Here is a 16,619-nt window from a genome sequence, read left to right as displayed (position 1 = left end):
CTATGAACAAGGCCAGCCCCCCCATATTTGAATGCCACGATGTGACCGTGCGATACGGTTCCATCGTTGCGCTCTCCGATGTCGGAGCCGTTTTCGAACGTGGCAAGATCCACGCCGTTGTGGGTCAGAACGGCGCCGGAAAAACGACCTTCGCCAGAGTTCTGGCTGGCCTCGTTCGTCCAGCATCAGGCGAACTGAAAATTGATGGCCGCCCATTACTGGGCGGCAATGTCAGGGATGCCCGTCGTTCGGGCGTCGAGCTTGTACATCAGAGTTTTGCGCTTCCACCATCCTTCACCGTTGCCGAGGCCATGCAGTTCGGTGCGGAAGGTGGAGGCCTCTTCTCAAAACGCGTCTGAAAAGCGTTGGCAACCGCATCTCGACGCACTTGATGTAAAAGTAAAAGCCAAGCAGCGTATCCGCGACCTGCCGGTGGAAACCCAGCAAGGCGTTGAAATCGCGCGCGCCCTCGTCTCCGACGCCAAACTTCTCATCCTCGATGAGCCGACTGCGGTTCTGTCACCCGAAGGTGCAGATAAGCTTTTCGAGCGCGTCCGCCGTCTTAAAGAACGCGGCGTTACCGTGATCCTTATTCTGCACAAGATCAGAGAGGTTCTGGCGATTGCCGATACCGTTACAGTCCTGCGTGGTGGAAAGCTTGTTGATGGACCACTGCCCTGTGAAGGGATCAATGCCGATAAGCTGGCCGAGCTGATTATAGGTGCTGCTGCTGCAAAAAAGCCTCAATGCAGACGATAAAGCCGCACTGACAGGCACAACAATCGCTACACACGCTCATGAGGATGTGGACGCTCAGGGCAGCGCGCCAACACTCAACCCAATTCTGCGTATGACCAATGTTTCAACGCGCCCCGACCCGGAAGGTCCGGCACTTAATCAGATCAGCCTCAACATTCACCCCGGTGAGATCATCGGTGTGGCTGGCGTTGAAGGCAATGGACAGCGAACGCTGGTCCGCGCAATTGCAGCGATGGCTGATGTGACTGACGGCAACATTGCTATCGACAGTAAGAATTTGACCAGCGCACCTCTTGCTGTACGAAGAGCTGCAGGCCTGCGCATCATTCCTTTCGAGCGTAATGTAGAAGGCCTGAGCCTGACCAGTTCGCTTTGGGAAAACTGGGCTGCACGCAGTCTTCTTCAGAAGTCGCTGCTATCGACTATCAGCCCCGCCGCCATCCGTAAACAATGCGATGCAGCTCTCAAAGAATGGGACGTGCGCTATTCAGAAGTAGGACAGCGCGCTGGCTCGCTATCCGGTGGCAATGCACAGAAGGTCATTCTGTCTCGCGAAATGGATCAGGACGCGCGACTCATACTCGCAGCACAGCCAACCCGTGGCCTGGACATTGGTGCGACTTCCTTTGTTTGGGATTCGATGCGCAAAGCACGGGCGCGCGGTTGTGGATTGATGTTCATCTCGTCTGATCTCGATGAAATCTTCGACATTTCTGACCGCGTAATCGTCATGTTGTCCGGGCGTATCGTTGCCGAATTCCGACCACCTTACGACCTTGCAGCGGTTGGTGCCGCTATGACAGGAGTCCATCAATGATTGACCGGCTCGTTTCCGTTTTTCGCGCGCTGATCTTCATTCTGATCGGCCTCGCACTATGCGGCATCATCTTTCAGGCCGCAGGCTATTCAACCGGGCTGATGTTCCAGTCTATTGCCGAGGAGCCTTCCTGCGGCCCGGCGCGCTGCAACAAGCTTTGCGATGGGGCCTGCCACTGTTCATCACAGCGGTTGGCGTTGCTGTGTCCTTTCGCGCAGGCTACTTCAATATCGGTGCGCAAGGACAATTCTATATGGGTGCCATTGCAGCCGCATTCATGGCCGAATGGCTGAATGGTGCGCCTGCGCCAGTCCTCATAACCGCTTGTTTCCTTGCTGGCATGACTGGTGGCGCGTTGTGGGCTCTCTGGCCCGGACTGTTGCGACTAAAATCCGGCGCTGATGAAGTCATCACCACCCTTATGGGTAATTTCATTGCGGGACTGTTTCTCCTCTATGTCACGGCGGGGCCTCTTAAAGACCCCTCCGGTACAGGACAGCAGGCATCGAGCCGCCCATTGGCAGGCGTCTACCGCATCAGTGACTCTCTCGGACTATCGCCCACCATCATTGCCATCGCCGTTATTGTTGGTCTGGCTATGTGGTTTCTGATCAACCGAACCGCTTTCGGCGTGCTTTCGGGACTTGCGGGCGCAACCCGACAATGGTGCAATGGCAGGGTGCCCGAACATGGCGCATCGGGCTTGCCAGCTTCCTTCTGAGCGGTGCCCTTGCAGGTCTTGCAGGTACAATTGAATTCATGGGCCCCAATGGCCGTCTGACTGGCGGCTTCCTGCCGGGGCATGGATTTACGGCAATCCTGATCGCACTTGTCGCCAATTTCTCCGTTGTCGGAACGGCTTTCGTAGCGTTGTTTTTCGGTGGTCTCGCTTCAGCCGCTCTTTATCTCCCGATTATGGCTGGCCTGCCTTCCTCGGCAATCGACATCATCAATGCAGCCATTGCTCTTTTCATCACCGCAAAATCCAGTGTCGTCGACCGGATAGCAAAACTCGGAGGACGGATATGGAAGACTTCGTAATCGCGATCCTGCGTTCAGGCACACCGCTGATTTATGTCACCCTTGCAGGCGTCATCGCTCAGCGAACCGGTATCTGGCATCTGGGGCTTGAAGGCCTGATGATTGCAGGTGCCTGCGCGACAATCATCGGCATTGTACTCACACAATCAATCTGGTTTGCGCTTTTGATTGCCATTGTCGTATGTGTCGTCGGATCGATCCTCTTCTGGTTTGTGGTCGAAAAACTCAAAGCCAATCAGATCATCGCAGGTCTCGGGCTTACCGGATTGGGTCTAGGCGGCACTGCTCTTGCTGTACAATCGATTTTCGGAACACAAGCAGCCGTTAGTGCTCCCTTTGGCCTGCCGCGCATTGGGCCGGCTTTCGGGGCATATGGCTCACTTTCGATCCTCGTCCTGATGATGCCGTTTGTCGTATTCGCCATGTGGGTCGTCTTGCGAAGGACGCGTTTCGGTCTGCGTCTGGCGGCAGCGGGCGAACATCCATTTGCAGCGCGCAGTGTTGGTGTCAATCCAGCCGTTATGCGTCTCGTAGCACTGATGATTGGTGGGATACTATGTGCACTCGCAGGCGCAGAGCTTGCAGCCGGTAGCCTTCAGATCTTTACTCAGAACATGACTGCCGGTCGTGGTTTTATGGGTTTTGCCGCCGTTATTTTTGGCGCGGGTCATCCGATTGGTGCAAGTCTGGCAGCCACGTTCTTCGCGGTTGTGGGCGCGCTCGGCATCAGGGCACAGCTCGCTTTCGGCGATCGTGTCCCCCCATGATCTCCTGCTTGCGCTTCCTTATATCGCCACCGTTGTCGGAATCTGGGTCAGTACTCAGTTGCGCGGTGGCACAAAGGCCGCCAGCGGCTTTAGTGAACTACGAGATCAGTAGTCGCAACAATCAGGACGGATCGATGACCATGAAACAGAAGCAGACGATAATCAAGAACGCGACTGTCCTGACAATGTGCGCGCAACATGGAAGTCGCCCAATTCAGGGCGACCTCCTGATTGAGAATGGGCGGATTTCTGCTATCGGGCAGAATCTCTTGTCTGCTCCCGATGCAACTATTATTGATGGCAAGAACCGGCTCATCATGCCTGGTCTTATCAACGCTCATACACATTCCAGCGAGACATTCTTTCGCGGGCGCTATGAAGGCATGCCGCTCGAAATCTGGTTGCTCTACGCCTATCCGTTGCTAATGGGGCCAGTCATTGATGAAAGACTGCTTTATCTTCGCAGCCTGCTGTTAGCGATGGAGTCGTTGCGCAATGGCGTCACAACGATATGCGACGATTTTTTCGACCCGCCTGTACATGATCTGTCCCGGCTTTCAGCCGTTTTCAAAGCATATGAAGACGCTGGCATTAGGGCCAATGTGTCGAGCGCTGCGATGAATATCCATACGTTGGACGCACTGCCTTATGCCCGAGAGGTAATGCCGCTCGATTTGCAGAAACAGCTCGATTTCGGATCGCCGATGTCAGCCAACGCCTATATGGATTATTGCCGTTCTGCCTTCTCTGCGCTGCATGGCGCGGCTGGTCGTATCAATTTTATGCTGGCACCGTCTGCACCGCAGCGCTGTACCTCGGAGTTGCTTCAGGCCTGTCATGCCCTTGCAGTAGAAATGGGTGTGCCTTTGCATACCCATATTCTTGAAACAAAAACCCAGGCCGTTACTGGCCACGAGCTCTATGGCAAGAGTCTCATCGCCTATATGCACGATTTGGGGGTTCTCTCGCGCAACACCACTGTTGCCCATTCTGTCTGGGTCAGCGAGCAAGACATAGAACTAATGGGCGCGGCCAAATGTTCAGTTGCACATAATGCGATTTCCAATCAAAAGCTTGGCGCGGGCATTGCGCCCATTCGCCAGCTTATCGATGCAGGCGTGACCATTGGACTTGGAACGGATGGTGTTTCTTCGAACGATACCGCTCGCATTTTCGACGTTATGCGTGTGGCAGGACTGATCCACAGTGTATCCGGCCCTGATTACAAGCAATGGATCTATGCCGACGAGATACTCAAGATGGCCACGATTAATGGTGCGCGCAGCGCGATGCTCGAAAACGTCACCGGCTCACTTGAAGTCGGCAAGGCAGCAGACTTATTGATCCTCGATCTGACCACCCTCAGCTTTACACCGCTCAATGACGTTGCGCGGCATCTGGTCTATTCAGAGAATGGCTCATCGATCGAGACTGTTATGGTGGCTGGTGAAATCGTCGTTCATCAGGGGCGTATGCGCTCAATCAATGAGGCCACTATCCTTGCTGAAATCCGTGAACTTGTGCCGGCACATCTCGCGGAACATGCCAAGCTGGAACAACGCAACGCCGCGTTTCATTCGACCATGGCCGAAATCCATCGCCGGGCAACGTCAAAAGATATCGGCATGAACCGCTATGCGAGAACTCCCCGCCAATAAGTCTCTAAAACGTCAACTGAACCTTCATGGATTGGTTGCGATCCCCGGCAATCTCAAAAGCTGAGAGAACGTCTTCAAGCGGATAGACGGAACTTAGAAGTGGCTTCACATCGACGGTTTTGCGGTTGATCATATCGACCGCAAGACCAAACTCCTCATGAAACCGGAATGAGCCGCGCATATCGATTTCTTTTGAAACCACAATATTTTGTGGAATGGAAACATCGCCCCCAAGGCCGACCTGTACCAGAATGCCAAGCGGCTTCAGCACTTCTAATCCCGCCCGCATTGCGCGCTCATTGCCAGATGCTTCAAACATGACATCGAAGTAGCCTTTGTTTGCCGCATAGCTCGTCAACTGCTCCGGGTTCTCCGCCACATTAATGGTCCGATCTGCGCCAACTTCCCTGACCTTTTTGAGCACTGGCTCCATCACGTCGGTCGCGACGATCTCGCGCGCACCATGGGCGCGTGCAGCAATGACAATCAAAGCACCAATTGGTCCAGAGTGTCACGAGCACGCGCTTGTTCAGCAGTGATCCAGCGCGTGCGACAGCGTGAAGTGTCACAGCCAAAGGTTCAGCAAATGCAGCCTCGTGAATGGAGATACCGTCGCCGACCTTGTGGCATTGCCAGCTTTCGGCGACCAGTCTTTGACGAAAGGCACCCTGAATATGTGGCATGGGCATGGCGCTGCCATAAAGCGCATATTCAGGCAGTGGTTCTGCATGCCCTTGAGGCAATACTGACAAGCATTGCAAGGCCTGCTCGGCGAGACAGCCACCTGATCGCCAATAGCCAGACCACTCACACCATTCCCCAGAGCTGTGATGGTTCCCGCCACTTCATGACCGAGTATCATCGGTTCGCGCAGGCGAATGGCCCCGATACCGCCGTGGTTATAATAGTGGAGGTCGGAACCACAAATCCCACCTGCCTCAATGGCAATCTCAACCTGACCTGAGCTGACAGCTTCAGGTTCGCGCTCCTCAATTCTGAGGTCTTTAGCGGCGTGAATGACGACAGTTTTCATGCGGTCCTCCCTGATCTAACTTGCATATGTTATCGATAACATTTATGCAAGAACAATACTGTCAATGACTGATAAAGCATTTCGATATCTGGGAGGAACCAATGACATTTCCGCTCTTCGACCTGACGGGCAAACTGGCCCTGATAACCGGCTCAAGTCAGGGCATTGGCCTGGCTCTGGCTCAAGGCCTCGCCGAGCATGGTGCCGAAGTAGTTATCAACGGTCGCGATCAAACCAAAGTCGACACAGCGGTAAAAAATTTGAGAGATGCAGGCCACAAGGCACATGCCTCCTATTTTGACGTCACTGATATTGAAGCGGTGAAGGCAGGTGTCGACGCGATTGAACGCGAAATCGGCCCCACCGAAATTCTTATCAATAACGCAGGCATGCAGTTTCGTGCGCCACTTGAAGACTTTCCCGACGACAAATGGCAGCAGTTGCTTGCAACCAATGTTTCCAGCGTCTTTTACGTCGGCTGCTGTGGCGCGCCATATGATCGGTCGTAGGCACGGCAAGATTATCAATATTGCCTCAGTTCAGAGTGAATTGGCACGTCCATCCATTGCACCCTATACCGCAACGAAAGGCGCTGTGCGCAATCTAACGCGCGGCATGGCCACCGACTGGGCCAAATATGGCCTCCAGATCAATGCTATCGCTCCCGGTTACTTCAAAACGCCGCTCAATCAGGCACTGGTCGACAATCCAGAGTTCACTGGCTGGCTTGAAAGCGCACACCCGCAGGCCGATGGGGTAACGTGGAAGAGCTGGTGGGGCTGCAGTCTATCTGAGCAGCAATGCCTCGTCCTTCGTCAATGGTCAGGTGCTCCATGTCGATGGTGGTATGACCGCCAGCGTCTGAGCATGGATTCTACGTCAATCATGGGAGAAGATTGATGAGCAAGACTTCAAATGTCGCGGTCATCGGTGCAGGCATCATGGGCACGGCGATCGCCACCCGATTGCTTGAAACTGGCAACAGAGTGCGAGTTTTTGATCTGGACGCCGATAAGGTAGCCAGGCTTGTCGAGAAAGGTGCAACAGCCGCAGAATCTCCGGCTACAGCTACCGCAGAGAGTAACTTTGTCATTCTGAGCCTCAACCATGCCAATATCGTGCGCAGCGTTGTGTTTGGAGAGGGTGGCGTTGCACAAGCAGCATCCGCAGGGAAAACCCTCATCGACATGTCGTCCATAGATCCGTCAGAAACTGCAAAAATGGCAGAGAAACTCGCTTCTGAAACGGGCATGAAATGGGTTGATTGCCCACTGTCTGGTGGTGCACCGCGCGCACTGACTGGGGAGCTGACCATCGTCGCGGGCGGTGAAAAAGAAGACTTCAATCACGCCTATACCGTGATGCAACATCTTAGCACCAACTACACATTGATGGGCCCAAGTGGAGCGGGCCAGACGACCAAACTCATCAACCAGCTTTTCTGCGCTGTGGCGTTTCAGGCCGTAGCAGAAGCCGTTAAGCTCGCAGAAGCTGGCGGTGTGGACCCGGCAATTATTCCACAAGCACTGGCAGGCGGGCGAGCCGACAACCGTATCATGCAGGAGTTCATGGGAAAGTTCGCGGCCCGCGACTACACACCTACCGGACGCATCGACAACATGCTGAAAGACTTGGACGCACTCCAAGCTTTTGCCATGAAGACGAAGACCCCGCTGCCAATGACAGGGCAGGCTGTTGAAATCCACAGGCTTCTCTGTGCAGCAGGATTGGGTGACAGGGATTCCGCCGAGATGATGCGCCTGCTCGACGGCAAGTTATCGTAAGAAAGGCGGCCATTGGCCGCCTTCATTGTTTTCAGCCTACTCGAAATGCTCGGCTACTGCATAATTTAAACTGTTAGAGCGACCTTTGTGCGTCCAAGAGGGCGCACGGCGTTCTATACGACCGGAGTCACCAGTTCTTTGCCGCTGAAGTGCGCGCTCAGATTTGCCAAAACGAGATCAGCCATTGCCTTTCGGGTCTGATGCGTTCCACTGCCAATATGCGGTGTGAGTACCACATTCGGCATGTCATAGAGTTCGGCAGGAACCGTTGGCTCATTCTCAAAGACATCAAGCCCGGCACCGCCAAGTTGCCCGGACTGCAACGCCTTAACCAGCGCCACTTCATCGACAAGCGAACCACGCGCGATATTGATCAACACACCATTTGATCCGAGGGCTGCGAGCACATCGGCATTGATCGCATGGCGGGTTTCAGCACTTGCTGCGGCAGCTATCACCAGAACATCGCAGTTCTGCGCAAGCTCCAGAAGGCTTGGGTAATAGTCGTAATCAACATCCTGCTTTGCCCTGCCAGTATAGCTGATCTGCCCATCAAAGCCCTCCAGCCGCCGGGCAATTGCCTTGCCGATACGACCCAAGCCAAAGATCCCATACCGCCGCCCACTGACGCGTGTGCCAAGCCCGATTTCGGCTTTTGGCCAATTTCCCTTACGCACATGGGCATCAGCACTCGCAATGTGGCGCGCCTGAGCTATAATGAGACCAATCGCTGTATCGGCCACATCGGTTGTCAAAACATCCGGCGTATTTGAAACGCCATATCCTCTTTGGCGTGCCTTTGGCAGATCGACCTTGTCAAACCCAACGCCATTGATGGCGACAATTTCAAGCGCGGGCAAACGATCTGCCAGTTCATTTGGAATGCCTATATGACCGCCGGTGACAACGCCTTTAACCTTGTCAGCATGTGCATTCAGGAACGCATTCTGATCTGCAATCTCGAACCAGCGATGGACTTTATACTGCTCGTTCAGGCTTTGCTCCATCGCGGGGATCAATGGGCAAAGCTGGAGTATTTCAACGGACATACTATTTCTCTTCAATGGATATTTCGGGAGCTATTTGACGTCCGATTTAACGAACTGACGAAGTTCAGCAGTCTTGGGGTTGGCAAACAGCTCGGCTGAAGGCCCCTCTTCCCAGATCGTGCCCTGATGCATAAAAATGGTTTTCGTCGCGACGCGTCTGGCAAAGGCCATTTCGTGCGTGACAAGGATCATCGTCATGCCGCCGCGCGCCAGTTCTTCCATCACATTCAACACTTCTTCCGTGAGTTCCGGATCAAGTGCGGATGTCACTTCGTCGAACAGCATAACCTTAGGCTGCATCGCCAAAGAACGCGCAATAGCAACACGCTGCTGCTGGCCGCCCGACAATTGATCCGGATAGGCATCGAACTTTTCTGAAAGCCCGACGAGCTTCAAAACCTCCTCGGCCTTTTTTCGCGCATCGGCTTTTGGGACATCCTTCACGATTTTCGGCGCGAGCATGATGTTTTCCCCAACTGTCAGATGCGGAAACAGGTTGTAGCTTTGGAAGACGATGCCCACGTCTTTGCGCAGCTTACGCAACTGAGCGGCGTCACTGGTCACTTTATGACCAGCGATTTCGATCTCGCCAGAGTTGATCTTCTCGAGCCCGTTGATGCAGCGCAGCAATGTGCTTTTTCCCGAGCCTGAGCGACCGATGAGGGCAAAAACTTCACCGCGTTCAACTGCAAGAGAGACACCTTTGAGGACTTCGACATTGCCGAAGCTCTTGTGAACATTATTGATGACGACTTCAGACATTGAGCCTCCTTTCCAGCCAGCGCGATAGCAATGACAATGGGTAGCAAACAGCGAAATAGAGCGCTGCGACCACCACAAAAACGCGGAATGGTTGGAACGTTGCATTGTTGATGAGCGTGCCTGCCCGGGCCAGTTCGACAAAGCCGATAATCGACGCGATCGAGGTGTTCTTGACGACCTGCACAGCGAAACCGACCGTTGACGGCAAGGAAATGCGGACAGCCTGCGGCAGGATCACATAACGATACTGCTGAGCGCGCGTCATAGCGAGTGACTCAGATGCTTCCCATTGCTGTTTGGGAACTGACTGAATGCAACCGCGCCAGATTTCTGCCAGATAGCCCGATGCATATATCGACATCGATGCCCCGGCGGCAATCAGCGGATGCAGATCAAATCCTGCGAGGCTCAAACCATAGTAAGAGAGAAACAGGATCATCAGCACGGGGATACCCTGAATGATCTGGATATAAGTGCCAGCGACCACACGCAGCCATTTGATCGTAGAAACACGGGCTAGCGCGATCAAAAACCCGGCAATGCCGCCGCCGATCAATGCGATAGCAGTCAATAGTACCGTCCACTGCAAGCCCGTAAGCAGAAACAGAAATTCGTCTGGTCCGAAGCTGCGAAAAGTCATGCTGACGCCTCCGGAATTGCTACTACAGTGCGGCGGGCAACACGGCGACCAAACAGCCAAAGCCCGACCAGTGCAAGGACAGCGCGCAAGCACAATGCCAGTCCCAGATAAATCAGGGTCACGACGATATAGACCTCGAATGAACGATAGGTTTGGGATTCAACGAAGGCGGCAGATGCGGCCAGCTCCTGCGTTGAAATAACAGAGCAAACGCTGGATGCGAGCATCATCAACACGAACTGGCTGCATAAGGCCGGATAGACCTTTGCCAAAGCCGGCAGAATGATCACATGACGGTAAATCTGAAGCCGAGTGAAACCGAGTGCCTCACCTGCCTCAATCTGCGATTTATGGACAGCCTCAATACCTGAGCGGATGATTTCCGTAGAATAGGCTGTGAGATTAATTGTCATGCCAATGAGGGCCGCAACTTCGGCACCCACACGGAAGCCTATGGCAGGCAGCCCGAAATAGATGATGAACAATTGCACCAGAAACGGTGTATTGCGGATGATCTCGACATAGGCATCAATCAGAAAACGAATTATTCCGCTGTTCATCGACCGCAGCGAGGCGAACAAAACGCCACCCGCGCAACCCAAGACGATAGACATGATTGACAGTTTGATTGTCAGCCAAATGCCTGCCAGCAGGGCATCCTGATACTGGGCAATGACCCCGAACTGAAAAGTGTAGGACATGGTCCGGCCTCCCGCTGAATAACAGCGCTTGTGCGGATTCTTTTATGCAACGATGTGAAGAAATCCGTCGGTGCATTGAGGCACCGACGGTGAAACAATCAGAACGATGGCAGGTCAGGCATCGGACGGCCTGTCCATTTCACCGCAATCTTGTCCAGATCGCCAGAAATCTTCATCAGATAAATGGCCGTATTCAGCCACTGACGCAACTCGAAATCTTCAAGCTTGGTCGCCATGGAATTACCCTGCTGGAAGAAGGTAAAGCCAACCTTTAACCCTGCTTCAGGGCGCTGCTTGATGATCGCTTCGCCAACCGTTGAAGGCAATGCCACAGCATCCACCTGTCCGGCAATCAATGCCTGTGCGCTTGTCGAGTCGTCTTCGTAAACAACAATTTCGAGACCCTGGATCGCGGCTTTGCGGAGTGCTGTTTCCTGCGTCGAACCACGGTTCACCGACACGCGCTTGCCAGCCAGATCTTCAAGCTTGGTAAGGTTCTGGTCTGGGCCGGAAATGATGTCCATATTAAAGGCATTATATGGCTGCGTGAACATCACCGTTTTCGCGCGCTCACCCGTCGGAGAAAGCGTCGCAACGAGGAAGTCGACCTTGCCGGTTTGCAGCGCAGGAATACGTGCCGGCGGCGTCAATGGGACAAGTTCCACAGGCAAATTGAGATATGTACCCAACAGATTGGCGACATCGACGTCGTAGCCAGTTGGATTACCCTTTTCATCAACCATACCCATTGGCGGGGCACCTGTCAGCACGCCAATCTTGACCGTACCACGAGCCGTAATATCACTAATGGATACAGCATGGGCATCGGCCATGCCGAACATACCAGCCATTGTTAAACCGATGGCTAAATTACGAATTGTTTTCAGAATACGCATGATTTCTCCTCCAGTTTCCCGCCTTCACTCAATCCTCCCTGAATGAAAACAAGACATCATCGTTATACGTTGACATTCGCTCTTATGTTATTGATCGATGTTTTCGATAACATCGTCAATTCACGAGATTGCACCCCTTAAATCGTATGCGATATCAAGCTCCCCTTCCACAGCGACAGCGGGTAAAATGCTTCTGATAGTTTGATTGAGCTGAATATCAGCACCAAAATCCAAATACCGGTTGTGAAGTAATTCATTCCCATTCTTGTTGCTTGCAATAGTGCATGTTATCGATATCATTGCAACACAAAAACGGACACTAGGGAACCCATCATGCATACACGTTCAGCAATTTTTGAAGGCACGATCCATCCCGGGCGCGAGGAAGAATTCTTTCGCATCGTGAAAGAACAGTTGCTTCCAGTCTGGAAGCGCATGCCAAACGCACAAGCCGTGCGGGTCATGCGCATGTTGAATGTGGACCCCGGTTCGCCGTCTATCGCCATGGTGCAGGAAATAGATTATCCGTCGATGGCGGCGGTCGAGGAAGCCTTGGCTTCGCCGGTACGGCTTGAGGGGCGCGTCATCACAGACCGAATGATGGAAATGTTTGACGGCCGTTTCTACCATGTCGTCTATGAGCAGATACCAACAACCGACACGGCCCAGACCGTGTGATAAACCAACCGATCAAACAGGACTTTGCATGATCACCTCGCCCGCCAGAAAAGCAACCATGCGAGACGTATCCCGCCTCGCGGGCGTATCGCAAATGACTGTGTCTCGCGTTCTCGCAGACCCGGATCTGGTGTCTGAAGCCACCCGCAAGCGGGTAATGGAAGCCATCGAGCAGCTGAGTTACGTACCAGATCGTGTTGCTGGCAGCCTCTCTTCCCGGCGCACCAACTTCATCACGGCTATTCTGCCAACCCTGACGAACTCGAACTTCGCCGATACTGCACAAGGACTGGCAGAATCCTTACGGCCGAAAGGCTATCAACTGCTGATCGGCTTCACGATGTATAAGTTGGAGGAAGAAGAGCGCATTATTCGAGCCATGCTTGAGCGGCGCCCTGATGCGATTGTAGTCGCGGGAACAGTTCATACAAAAGCTGCCACTGAAATGCTGCTGCGTGCCGATATTCCGATTGTTGAAATATGGGGTAAGCCTGACAAGCCGATTGATCATTCGGTCGGATTTTCCAACTATGAGGTTGGACGCGCTGCCGCACGATATCTCTTATCGCTCGGACATCGGCGCATTGGCGCGCTCGGTTCACGCACTGACGCCGATGCTATCGACTTGCGTGGTGAAAGCCGGTTAATGGGCTTTACCTCAGTACTACGCGAAGCGGGGGGTGAGTGATGAACTGATCGTGCGCGAAGGAACCGCTCCTGTTTCGCATGATCACGGTGCGCGCACCATCTCCACATTGCTGGAACGCGCACCCGATGTCGAAGCCGTGTTTGCCGTGTCAGATATTTCTGCCTTCGGTGCTCTGATGGAATGCCATCGTCGTGGCATTAAAGTGCCCGAGCAATTGTCGTTGATGGGTTTTGGTGACTTCGATATCGCACGCCAATCGGTTCCTGCGATAACAACAATACGTGTCGACGCGATTGGAATTGGAGTGAAAACTGGAGAATTACTGCTCAATCTTTTCGAAAAAAGGTGATGCAGATGAACGTCCTGTATCATCTTCACTCGTTGATGTCGGCTTCAAACTCATTGAGCGCCAGACGGTGGCGAAACGTAATTTGTAAATCCAGGATGATAGCGTACAGAAAAATGCGACTGAGTTTTTGACAACCAGAAATTCAGTCATGTTGCTAAATAAACTGACCTGCAACAATGCGTCATGACGCTGATTACTCTCCCATTGCTACATTGCAATAAAAAATCGGGTAAAACGCCAGGAACAGACTGAATAACTCGCCTGAAACTGCTAGTGGTTGGGGTGGATATAAGGAGATATCATGCGCTCGACTATGATGGCAGCGATGGTGCTGGCGACTACAGGAACGGCGACAGCCGCTGAGAAACCAATCGACACCTATTACGCCCGTTTAAGCGAGCGCGATCATTACAGCTCATCCGGTCAACGCCTCACCAAAGTAGCGGGCATTGTCAGACAGGACCGCGCCAACGTCCACCAGTTTGGCAAAGTCGATGCAGAAGATGAAAAAGACAAATTCTTCAGCAGTAAGGACAACCGCGCCAAGCTCGAGAACATGCTTGCCAATGTCCGCATTTCACCAATCGATCAGGCGACAATCATCAACGCGACACCATTGATTTTCGTCGAGGTCTATCCGACCTATGTCGTCATTACGATGAAATAATCCTATTGAGAGGCGGACTTCCTCAGCCCGCACTCAACATTATTCTCATGACCGTCGCATCATCAATACGCTCTTTCGAATAGACCAGCGGAACATATTTCCCTTCGTGCCAGTTCTCCAGAAGATCGGAATAATGCCGCGACAATGGCGATCCCGATTGGCCCGGATTGTTGACAAACAGGCTGTTGTCCCAAGCTCCAACATCGATAATCATTCGCACCGAAGGTCCCACGACAACCGAGAAATCACTCAATCGATAATTGGCGTAATTGAGTGTTGAGCTGCTGCCACCTAAAGCGATGGGTTCTAACGACCAATTGTTGTCTGTCAGTGACTGAAGGGGATGACGAAGCGTAAGCTTATGAATGCTTCCCCATGTCCATTTCTCCGCATCTGTTCCCATCAATGAAACACACTCCGCCCATGCATCAGCGAGGCTTTGGAGAACGGCATCCATATGTTCGGCTGTCTGGGCGGAGTTTTCTAACCATGAAGCAATGCTTGGTGCATCAAATGGCACCAGCAGCGGCATAACCCCGGGAACAGCCCCCTGAGACGTTGCTGCAAGCAGACCAAGATGTTTGCTGAACCATATCTCGAGAAGGGCGGCAGCTGCAGAGTCCGCAGACAAGTTGCCGTCCCAATTCTGAAGAAGCTTCCAAGCTTCGATTTCATTGTCGTGAACAGGCAACGCCCTCAGACACTTCAATACGCGGGCAGCGATTGGTGAAAATGTTGAGCATTGCAGTCGTGCACAATCTTCAAGCGAAATGGGTTCTTGGCGGGACAATTCGCTGTGGAGCCTGTCATGACGACTGCTATCCAGCCACTCATAACCGATAGCTGGGTTCGAGGCAGTCCAATCATACGGCACATTCATGGCGTTGGCCGTCGCTACAAAGCCCCGCGATGGATTGATTTCATACGGCCCTGTTTCTGGTGACAGATAACCTTGCCATTCGTAGCGTCCATCACCGGGAACAGGTAAAAGACCATCCCAATTGTTCCGAACAGGTGTGGCACCCGATGGCTTCCATGCAATCGTGTTCGTTGTATCAGCATAGATGTGATTGACGGAAGGGCAACCCCAGCCTTCCAGCGCACTTGCATAGTCAGCATAGTTCTTCGCTCTCATCACAGACAGGCTCGCCATATATGGCGCCATGCCTGCATCCATCCAGACAGTTCTCAATCCGAATGCGCGATTGTTCTCCTTATCCTCATAGAGGATTGGTCCATGGCGTGAGAACTTCAGCTCGACTTTCTGATCAGGATATCCTTTGACGGGAATTGTCTCCGTTATCGTTTTAACGGTCTCCCAATCACCTTGATAGGCATACTGATCAGTGTCTCCCGCCTTTGTCTGATAGACATAAATATCTTCCTGATCCGCGCCAAAAATCGTGAGACCGAAGGCGGCGGTTCCGTTATGCCCCATGGATATTCCGGGCACCATGGGTTCGCCCGCACCGGCCACGTCAAGACCCGGCATGGCCAGGTGAACCACACAACGGATCGAAGGCAAAACATGTGTGCGATGCGGATCAAGCGCCAATATAGGGCGACCGGTTGTCGCCTTTTCCGCTGATATCGCCCAATTGTTTGAGCCTTCTTCAAAAGAGGCTCGAACAATCTCGCCGGATAAAGTGATTGTGGTCCATTGATCAGCTTCATCCAACGTTGCAGCTAGACGTTCCTTCGAAAAGGTTGCGGGACTGACAGCAAGCTGAAAATCACGCAACACCCTGTCGGTCATGATACTCGGGTCGAAACCCTCAACCGGCTTTGGGATCACGCCATGCGATAATTCCTTGCGCAGCAAATCAAGCTGTGCACCAAGCTCCACACCCGCGATTGCCATAATCTTGGAACGGAGTAGCTCGGACGATGCATTGCGTGTCAGCGAATGGGTGCGCACGCGCACCACATCTTCCGCCACCCATCGATCTGGCTTGTGACCGAGCAGCGTAAACTCAGGTGGAAGTGCTATCTCTCCTGAATTGCAGGCGTCAACATAGGCGTTGATGCCTTTAGCAAAAGCGGTACAGATTTCCTCGGAATCCGCCCCATATGCTTTCCATTCCGGTGCCATATCACCGCGATAAAGAAGCAATCGAGCGGCCCTGTCCTGCTCAAGATAGCCGGGACCAAAATCCCGCGCCAACAGACCAAGCCCGCGCTTGCGGGCAATATCGATCTGCCAGAGACGATCACGCGCAGCGTTCCAACCTTGCGCGAAAAACAGATCGTGCAGGTTCTCCGCTCTGATATGGGCAACCCCCCACTGATCCACATTGATCGCGACATCGTTCTGCAAGCCCGGTACGCGGGTTGCAGTTAATCTTGTAGCATCGGCCATGGCCGCACCT

16 protein-coding genes and 3 pseudogenes are annotated in these 16,619 nt (G+C 53.2%); 12 read left to right on the top strand and 7 right to left on the bottom strand.

The window, feature by feature from the left end; all coding sequences use genetic code 11:
- Positions 1-2 precede the first annotated feature (2 nt).
- The 7 genes from C9380_RS27605 to C9380_RS20220 all read left to right on the top strand — a co-directional run bounded on the left by C9380_RS27605 (position 3) and on the right by C9380_RS20220 (position 5,042).
- Complete coding sequence (locus tag C9380_RS27605) at positions 3-359, top strand: ATP-binding cassette domain-containing protein (RefSeq protein WP_252869796.1); 357 nt, start codon at positions 3-5, stop codon at positions 357-359.
- Positions 331-759: an ATP-binding cassette domain-containing protein gene (locus C9380_RS27600; RefSeq protein ID WP_252869795.1), complete on the top strand. Its 429-nt coding sequence runs from the start codon at positions 331-333 to the stop codon at positions 757-759. The genes C9380_RS27605 and C9380_RS27600 overlap by 29 nt, the downstream gene beginning before the upstream one ends.
- On the top strand, positions 722-1,576 hold the full coding sequence (locus C9380_RS27595; protein ID WP_252869794.1) for an ATP-binding cassette domain-containing protein: 855 nt from the start codon (positions 722-724) through the stop codon (positions 1,574-1,576). The genes C9380_RS27600 and C9380_RS27595 overlap by 38 nt, the downstream gene beginning before the upstream one ends.
- A gap of 58 nt (positions 1,577-1,634) precedes the next feature.
- Positions 1,635-2,297, top strand: a complete 663-nt coding sequence (locus tag C9380_RS20230) for an ABC transporter permease (RefSeq protein ID WP_353954646.1) — start codon at positions 1,635-1,637, stop codon at positions 2,295-2,297.
- Positions 2,240-2,617 (top strand): ABC transporter permease subunit, encoded by a 378-nt coding sequence (locus tag C9380_RS28550; protein ID WP_353954645.1) that lies wholly within the window; start codon positions 2,240-2,242, stop codon positions 2,615-2,617. Before C9380_RS20230 ends, C9380_RS28550 begins: the two co-directional genes overlap by 58 nt.
- Positions 2,602-3,384 (top strand): ABC transporter permease, encoded by a 783-nt coding sequence (locus tag C9380_RS20225; protein ID WP_252869793.1) that lies wholly within the window; start codon positions 2,602-2,604, stop codon positions 3,382-3,384. The genes C9380_RS28550 and C9380_RS20225 overlap by 16 nt, the downstream gene beginning before the upstream one ends.
- A 134-nt stretch (positions 3,385-3,518) precedes the next feature.
- On the top strand, positions 3,519-5,042 hold the full coding sequence (locus tag C9380_RS20220) for an amidohydrolase family protein (RefSeq protein ID WP_128093669.1): 1,524 nt from the start codon (positions 3,519-3,521) through the stop codon (positions 5,040-5,042).
- 4 nt (positions 5,043-5,046) lie between these two features.
- On the opposite strand, the pseudogene C9380_RS20215 reads toward C9380_RS20220, so the two are convergent.
- A pseudogene (locus tag C9380_RS20215) lies at positions 5,047-6,075 on the bottom strand (L-idonate 5-dehydrogenase).
- A gap of 101 nt (positions 6,076-6,176) precedes the next feature.
- Here C9380_RS20215 and C9380_RS20210 point away from each other — a divergent pair.
- A pseudogene (locus C9380_RS20210) lies at positions 6,177-6,940 on the top strand (SDR family oxidoreductase).
- Between the two features lie 34 nt (positions 6,941-6,974).
- Positions 6,975-7,859 (top strand): NAD(P)-dependent oxidoreductase, encoded by an 885-nt coding sequence (locus C9380_RS20205; RefSeq protein ID WP_105706097.1) that lies wholly within the window; start codon positions 6,975-6,977, stop codon positions 7,857-7,859.
- A gap of 113 nt (positions 7,860-7,972) precedes the next feature.
- On the opposite strand, the gene C9380_RS20200 is transcribed toward C9380_RS20205, so the two are convergent.
- The 5 genes from C9380_RS20200 to C9380_RS20180 all read right to left on the bottom strand — a co-directional run bounded on the left by C9380_RS20200 (position 7,973) and on the right by C9380_RS20180 (position 11,862).
- Positions 7,973-8,908, bottom strand: a complete 936-nt coding sequence (locus C9380_RS20200; protein ID WP_128094416.1) for a 2-hydroxyacid dehydrogenase — start codon at positions 8,906-8,908, stop codon at positions 7,973-7,975.
- A 30-nt stretch (positions 8,909-8,938) separates the two neighbouring features.
- Positions 8,939-9,670 carry an amino acid ABC transporter ATP-binding protein gene (locus tag C9380_RS20195; RefSeq protein ID WP_024898013.1) on the bottom strand — a complete coding sequence of 244 codons (732 nt, stop codon included), beginning with the start codon at positions 9,668-9,670 and terminating at the stop codon, positions 8,939-8,941.
- Positions 9,663-10,310 carry an amino acid ABC transporter permease gene (locus C9380_RS20190; RefSeq protein WP_024898014.1) on the bottom strand — a complete coding sequence of 216 codons (648 nt, stop codon included), beginning with the start codon at positions 10,308-10,310 and terminating at the stop codon, positions 9,663-9,665. The genes C9380_RS20195 and C9380_RS20190 overlap by 8 nt, the downstream gene beginning before the upstream one ends.
- Positions 10,307-11,011, bottom strand: a complete 705-nt coding sequence (locus tag C9380_RS20185) for an amino acid ABC transporter permease (RefSeq protein ID WP_024898015.1) — start codon at positions 11,009-11,011, stop codon at positions 10,307-10,309. The genes C9380_RS20190 and C9380_RS20185 overlap by 4 nt, the downstream gene beginning before the upstream one ends.
- A gap of 98 nt (positions 11,012-11,109) precedes the next feature.
- On the bottom strand, positions 11,110-11,862 hold the full coding sequence (locus C9380_RS20180; RefSeq protein WP_374844468.1) for a transporter substrate-binding domain-containing protein: 753 nt from the start codon (positions 11,860-11,862) through the stop codon (positions 11,110-11,112).
- Between the two features lie 378 nt (positions 11,863-12,240).
- Here C9380_RS20180 and C9380_RS20175 point away from each other — a divergent pair, with 378 nt between their 5' ends.
- The 3 genes and pseudogenes from C9380_RS20175 to C9380_RS20165 all read left to right on the top strand — a co-directional run bounded on the left by C9380_RS20175 (position 12,241) and on the right by C9380_RS20165 (position 14,250).
- Positions 12,241-12,585: a hypothetical protein gene (locus tag C9380_RS20175; RefSeq protein WP_100556734.1), complete on the top strand. Its 345-nt coding sequence runs from the start codon at positions 12,241-12,243 to the stop codon at positions 12,583-12,585.
- A gap of 58 nt (positions 12,586-12,643) precedes the next feature.
- A pseudogene (locus C9380_RS20170) lies at positions 12,644-13,671 on the top strand (LacI family DNA-binding transcriptional regulator).
- Positions 13,672-13,884: 213 nt separating this feature from the next.
- Entirely contained in the window at positions 13,885-14,250 is a 366-nt protein-coding gene (locus C9380_RS20165; protein ID WP_100556733.1) for a hypothetical protein, read from the top strand.
- 22 nt (positions 14,251-14,272) lie between these two features.
- Here C9380_RS20165 and C9380_RS20160 read toward each other — a convergent pair whose 3' ends face one another.
- The gene (locus C9380_RS20160) at positions 14,273-16,609 is read right to left on the bottom strand and encodes a penicillin acylase family protein (RefSeq protein WP_128094415.1); all 2,337 of its coding nucleotides are present in this window, start codon (positions 16,607-16,609) and stop codon (positions 14,273-14,275) included.
- Positions 16,610-16,619: the final 10 nt, after the last annotated feature.

The sequence above is a fragment of the Brucella pituitosa genome (genome assembly GCF_003049685.1).
GTDB classification, from domain to species: Bacteria; Pseudomonadota; Alphaproteobacteria; order Rhizobiales; family Rhizobiaceae; genus Brucella; species Brucella pituitosa.
The sequence above is the reverse complement of the archived record's forward strand: the minus strand, read 5'-3'. Positions and strand labels throughout refer to the sequence as shown.

What these genes read in the sequence shown, in the direction of transcription:
- C9380_RS20175 (WP_100556734.1), top strand. Translation starts at nt 12,241, where the DNA reads ATGCATACACGTTCAGCAATTTTTGAAGGCACGATCCATCCCGGGCGC.
- C9380_RS20225 (WP_252869793.1), top strand. Translation starts at nt 2,602, where the DNA reads ATGGAAGACTTCGTAATCGCGATCCTGCGTTCAGGCACACCGCTGATT.
- C9380_RS20220 (WP_128093669.1), top strand. Translation starts at nt 3,519, where the DNA reads ATGACCATGAAACAGAAGCAGACGATAATCAAGAACGCGACTGTCCTG.
- C9380_RS20205 (WP_105706097.1), top strand. Translation starts at nt 6,975, where the DNA reads ATGAGCAAGACTTCAAATGTCGCGGTCATCGGTGCAGGCATCATGGGC.
- C9380_RS28550 (WP_353954645.1), top strand. Translation starts at nt 2,240, where the DNA reads ATGGTGCAATGGCAGGGTGCCCGAACATGGCGCATCGGGCTTGCCAGC.
- C9380_RS20180 (WP_374844468.1), bottom strand. Translation starts at nt 11,862, where the DNA reads ATGGCTGGTATGTTCGGCATGGCCGATGCCCATGCTGTATCCATTAGT.
- C9380_RS20230 (WP_353954646.1), top strand. Translation starts at nt 1,635, where the DNA reads ATGCGGCATCATCTTTCAGGCCGCAGGCTATTCAACCGGGCTGATGTT.
- C9380_RS20200 (WP_128094416.1), bottom strand. Translation starts at nt 8,908, where the DNA reads ATGTCCGTTGAAATACTCCAGCTTTGCCCATTGATCCCCGCGATGGAG.
- C9380_RS20160 (WP_128094415.1), bottom strand. Translation starts at nt 16,609, where the DNA reads ATGGCCGATGCTACAAGATTAACTGCAACCCGCGTACCGGGCTTGCAG.
- C9380_RS20185 (WP_024898015.1), bottom strand. Translation starts at nt 11,011, where the DNA reads ATGTCCTACACTTTTCAGTTCGGGGTCATTGCCCAGTATCAGGATGCC.
- C9380_RS20165 (WP_100556733.1), top strand. Translation starts at nt 13,885, where the DNA reads ATGCGCTCGACTATGATGGCAGCGATGGTGCTGGCGACTACAGGAACG.
- C9380_RS27605 (WP_252869796.1), top strand. Translation starts at nt 3, where the DNA reads ATGAACAAGGCCAGCCCCCCCATATTTGAATGCCACGATGTGACCGTG.
- C9380_RS20195 (WP_024898013.1), bottom strand. Translation starts at nt 9,670, where the DNA reads ATGTCTGAAGTCGTCATCAATAATGTTCACAAGAGCTTCGGCAATGTC.
- C9380_RS20190 (WP_024898014.1), bottom strand. Translation starts at nt 10,310, where the DNA reads ATGACTTTTCGCAGCTTCGGACCAGACGAATTTCTGTTTCTGCTTACG.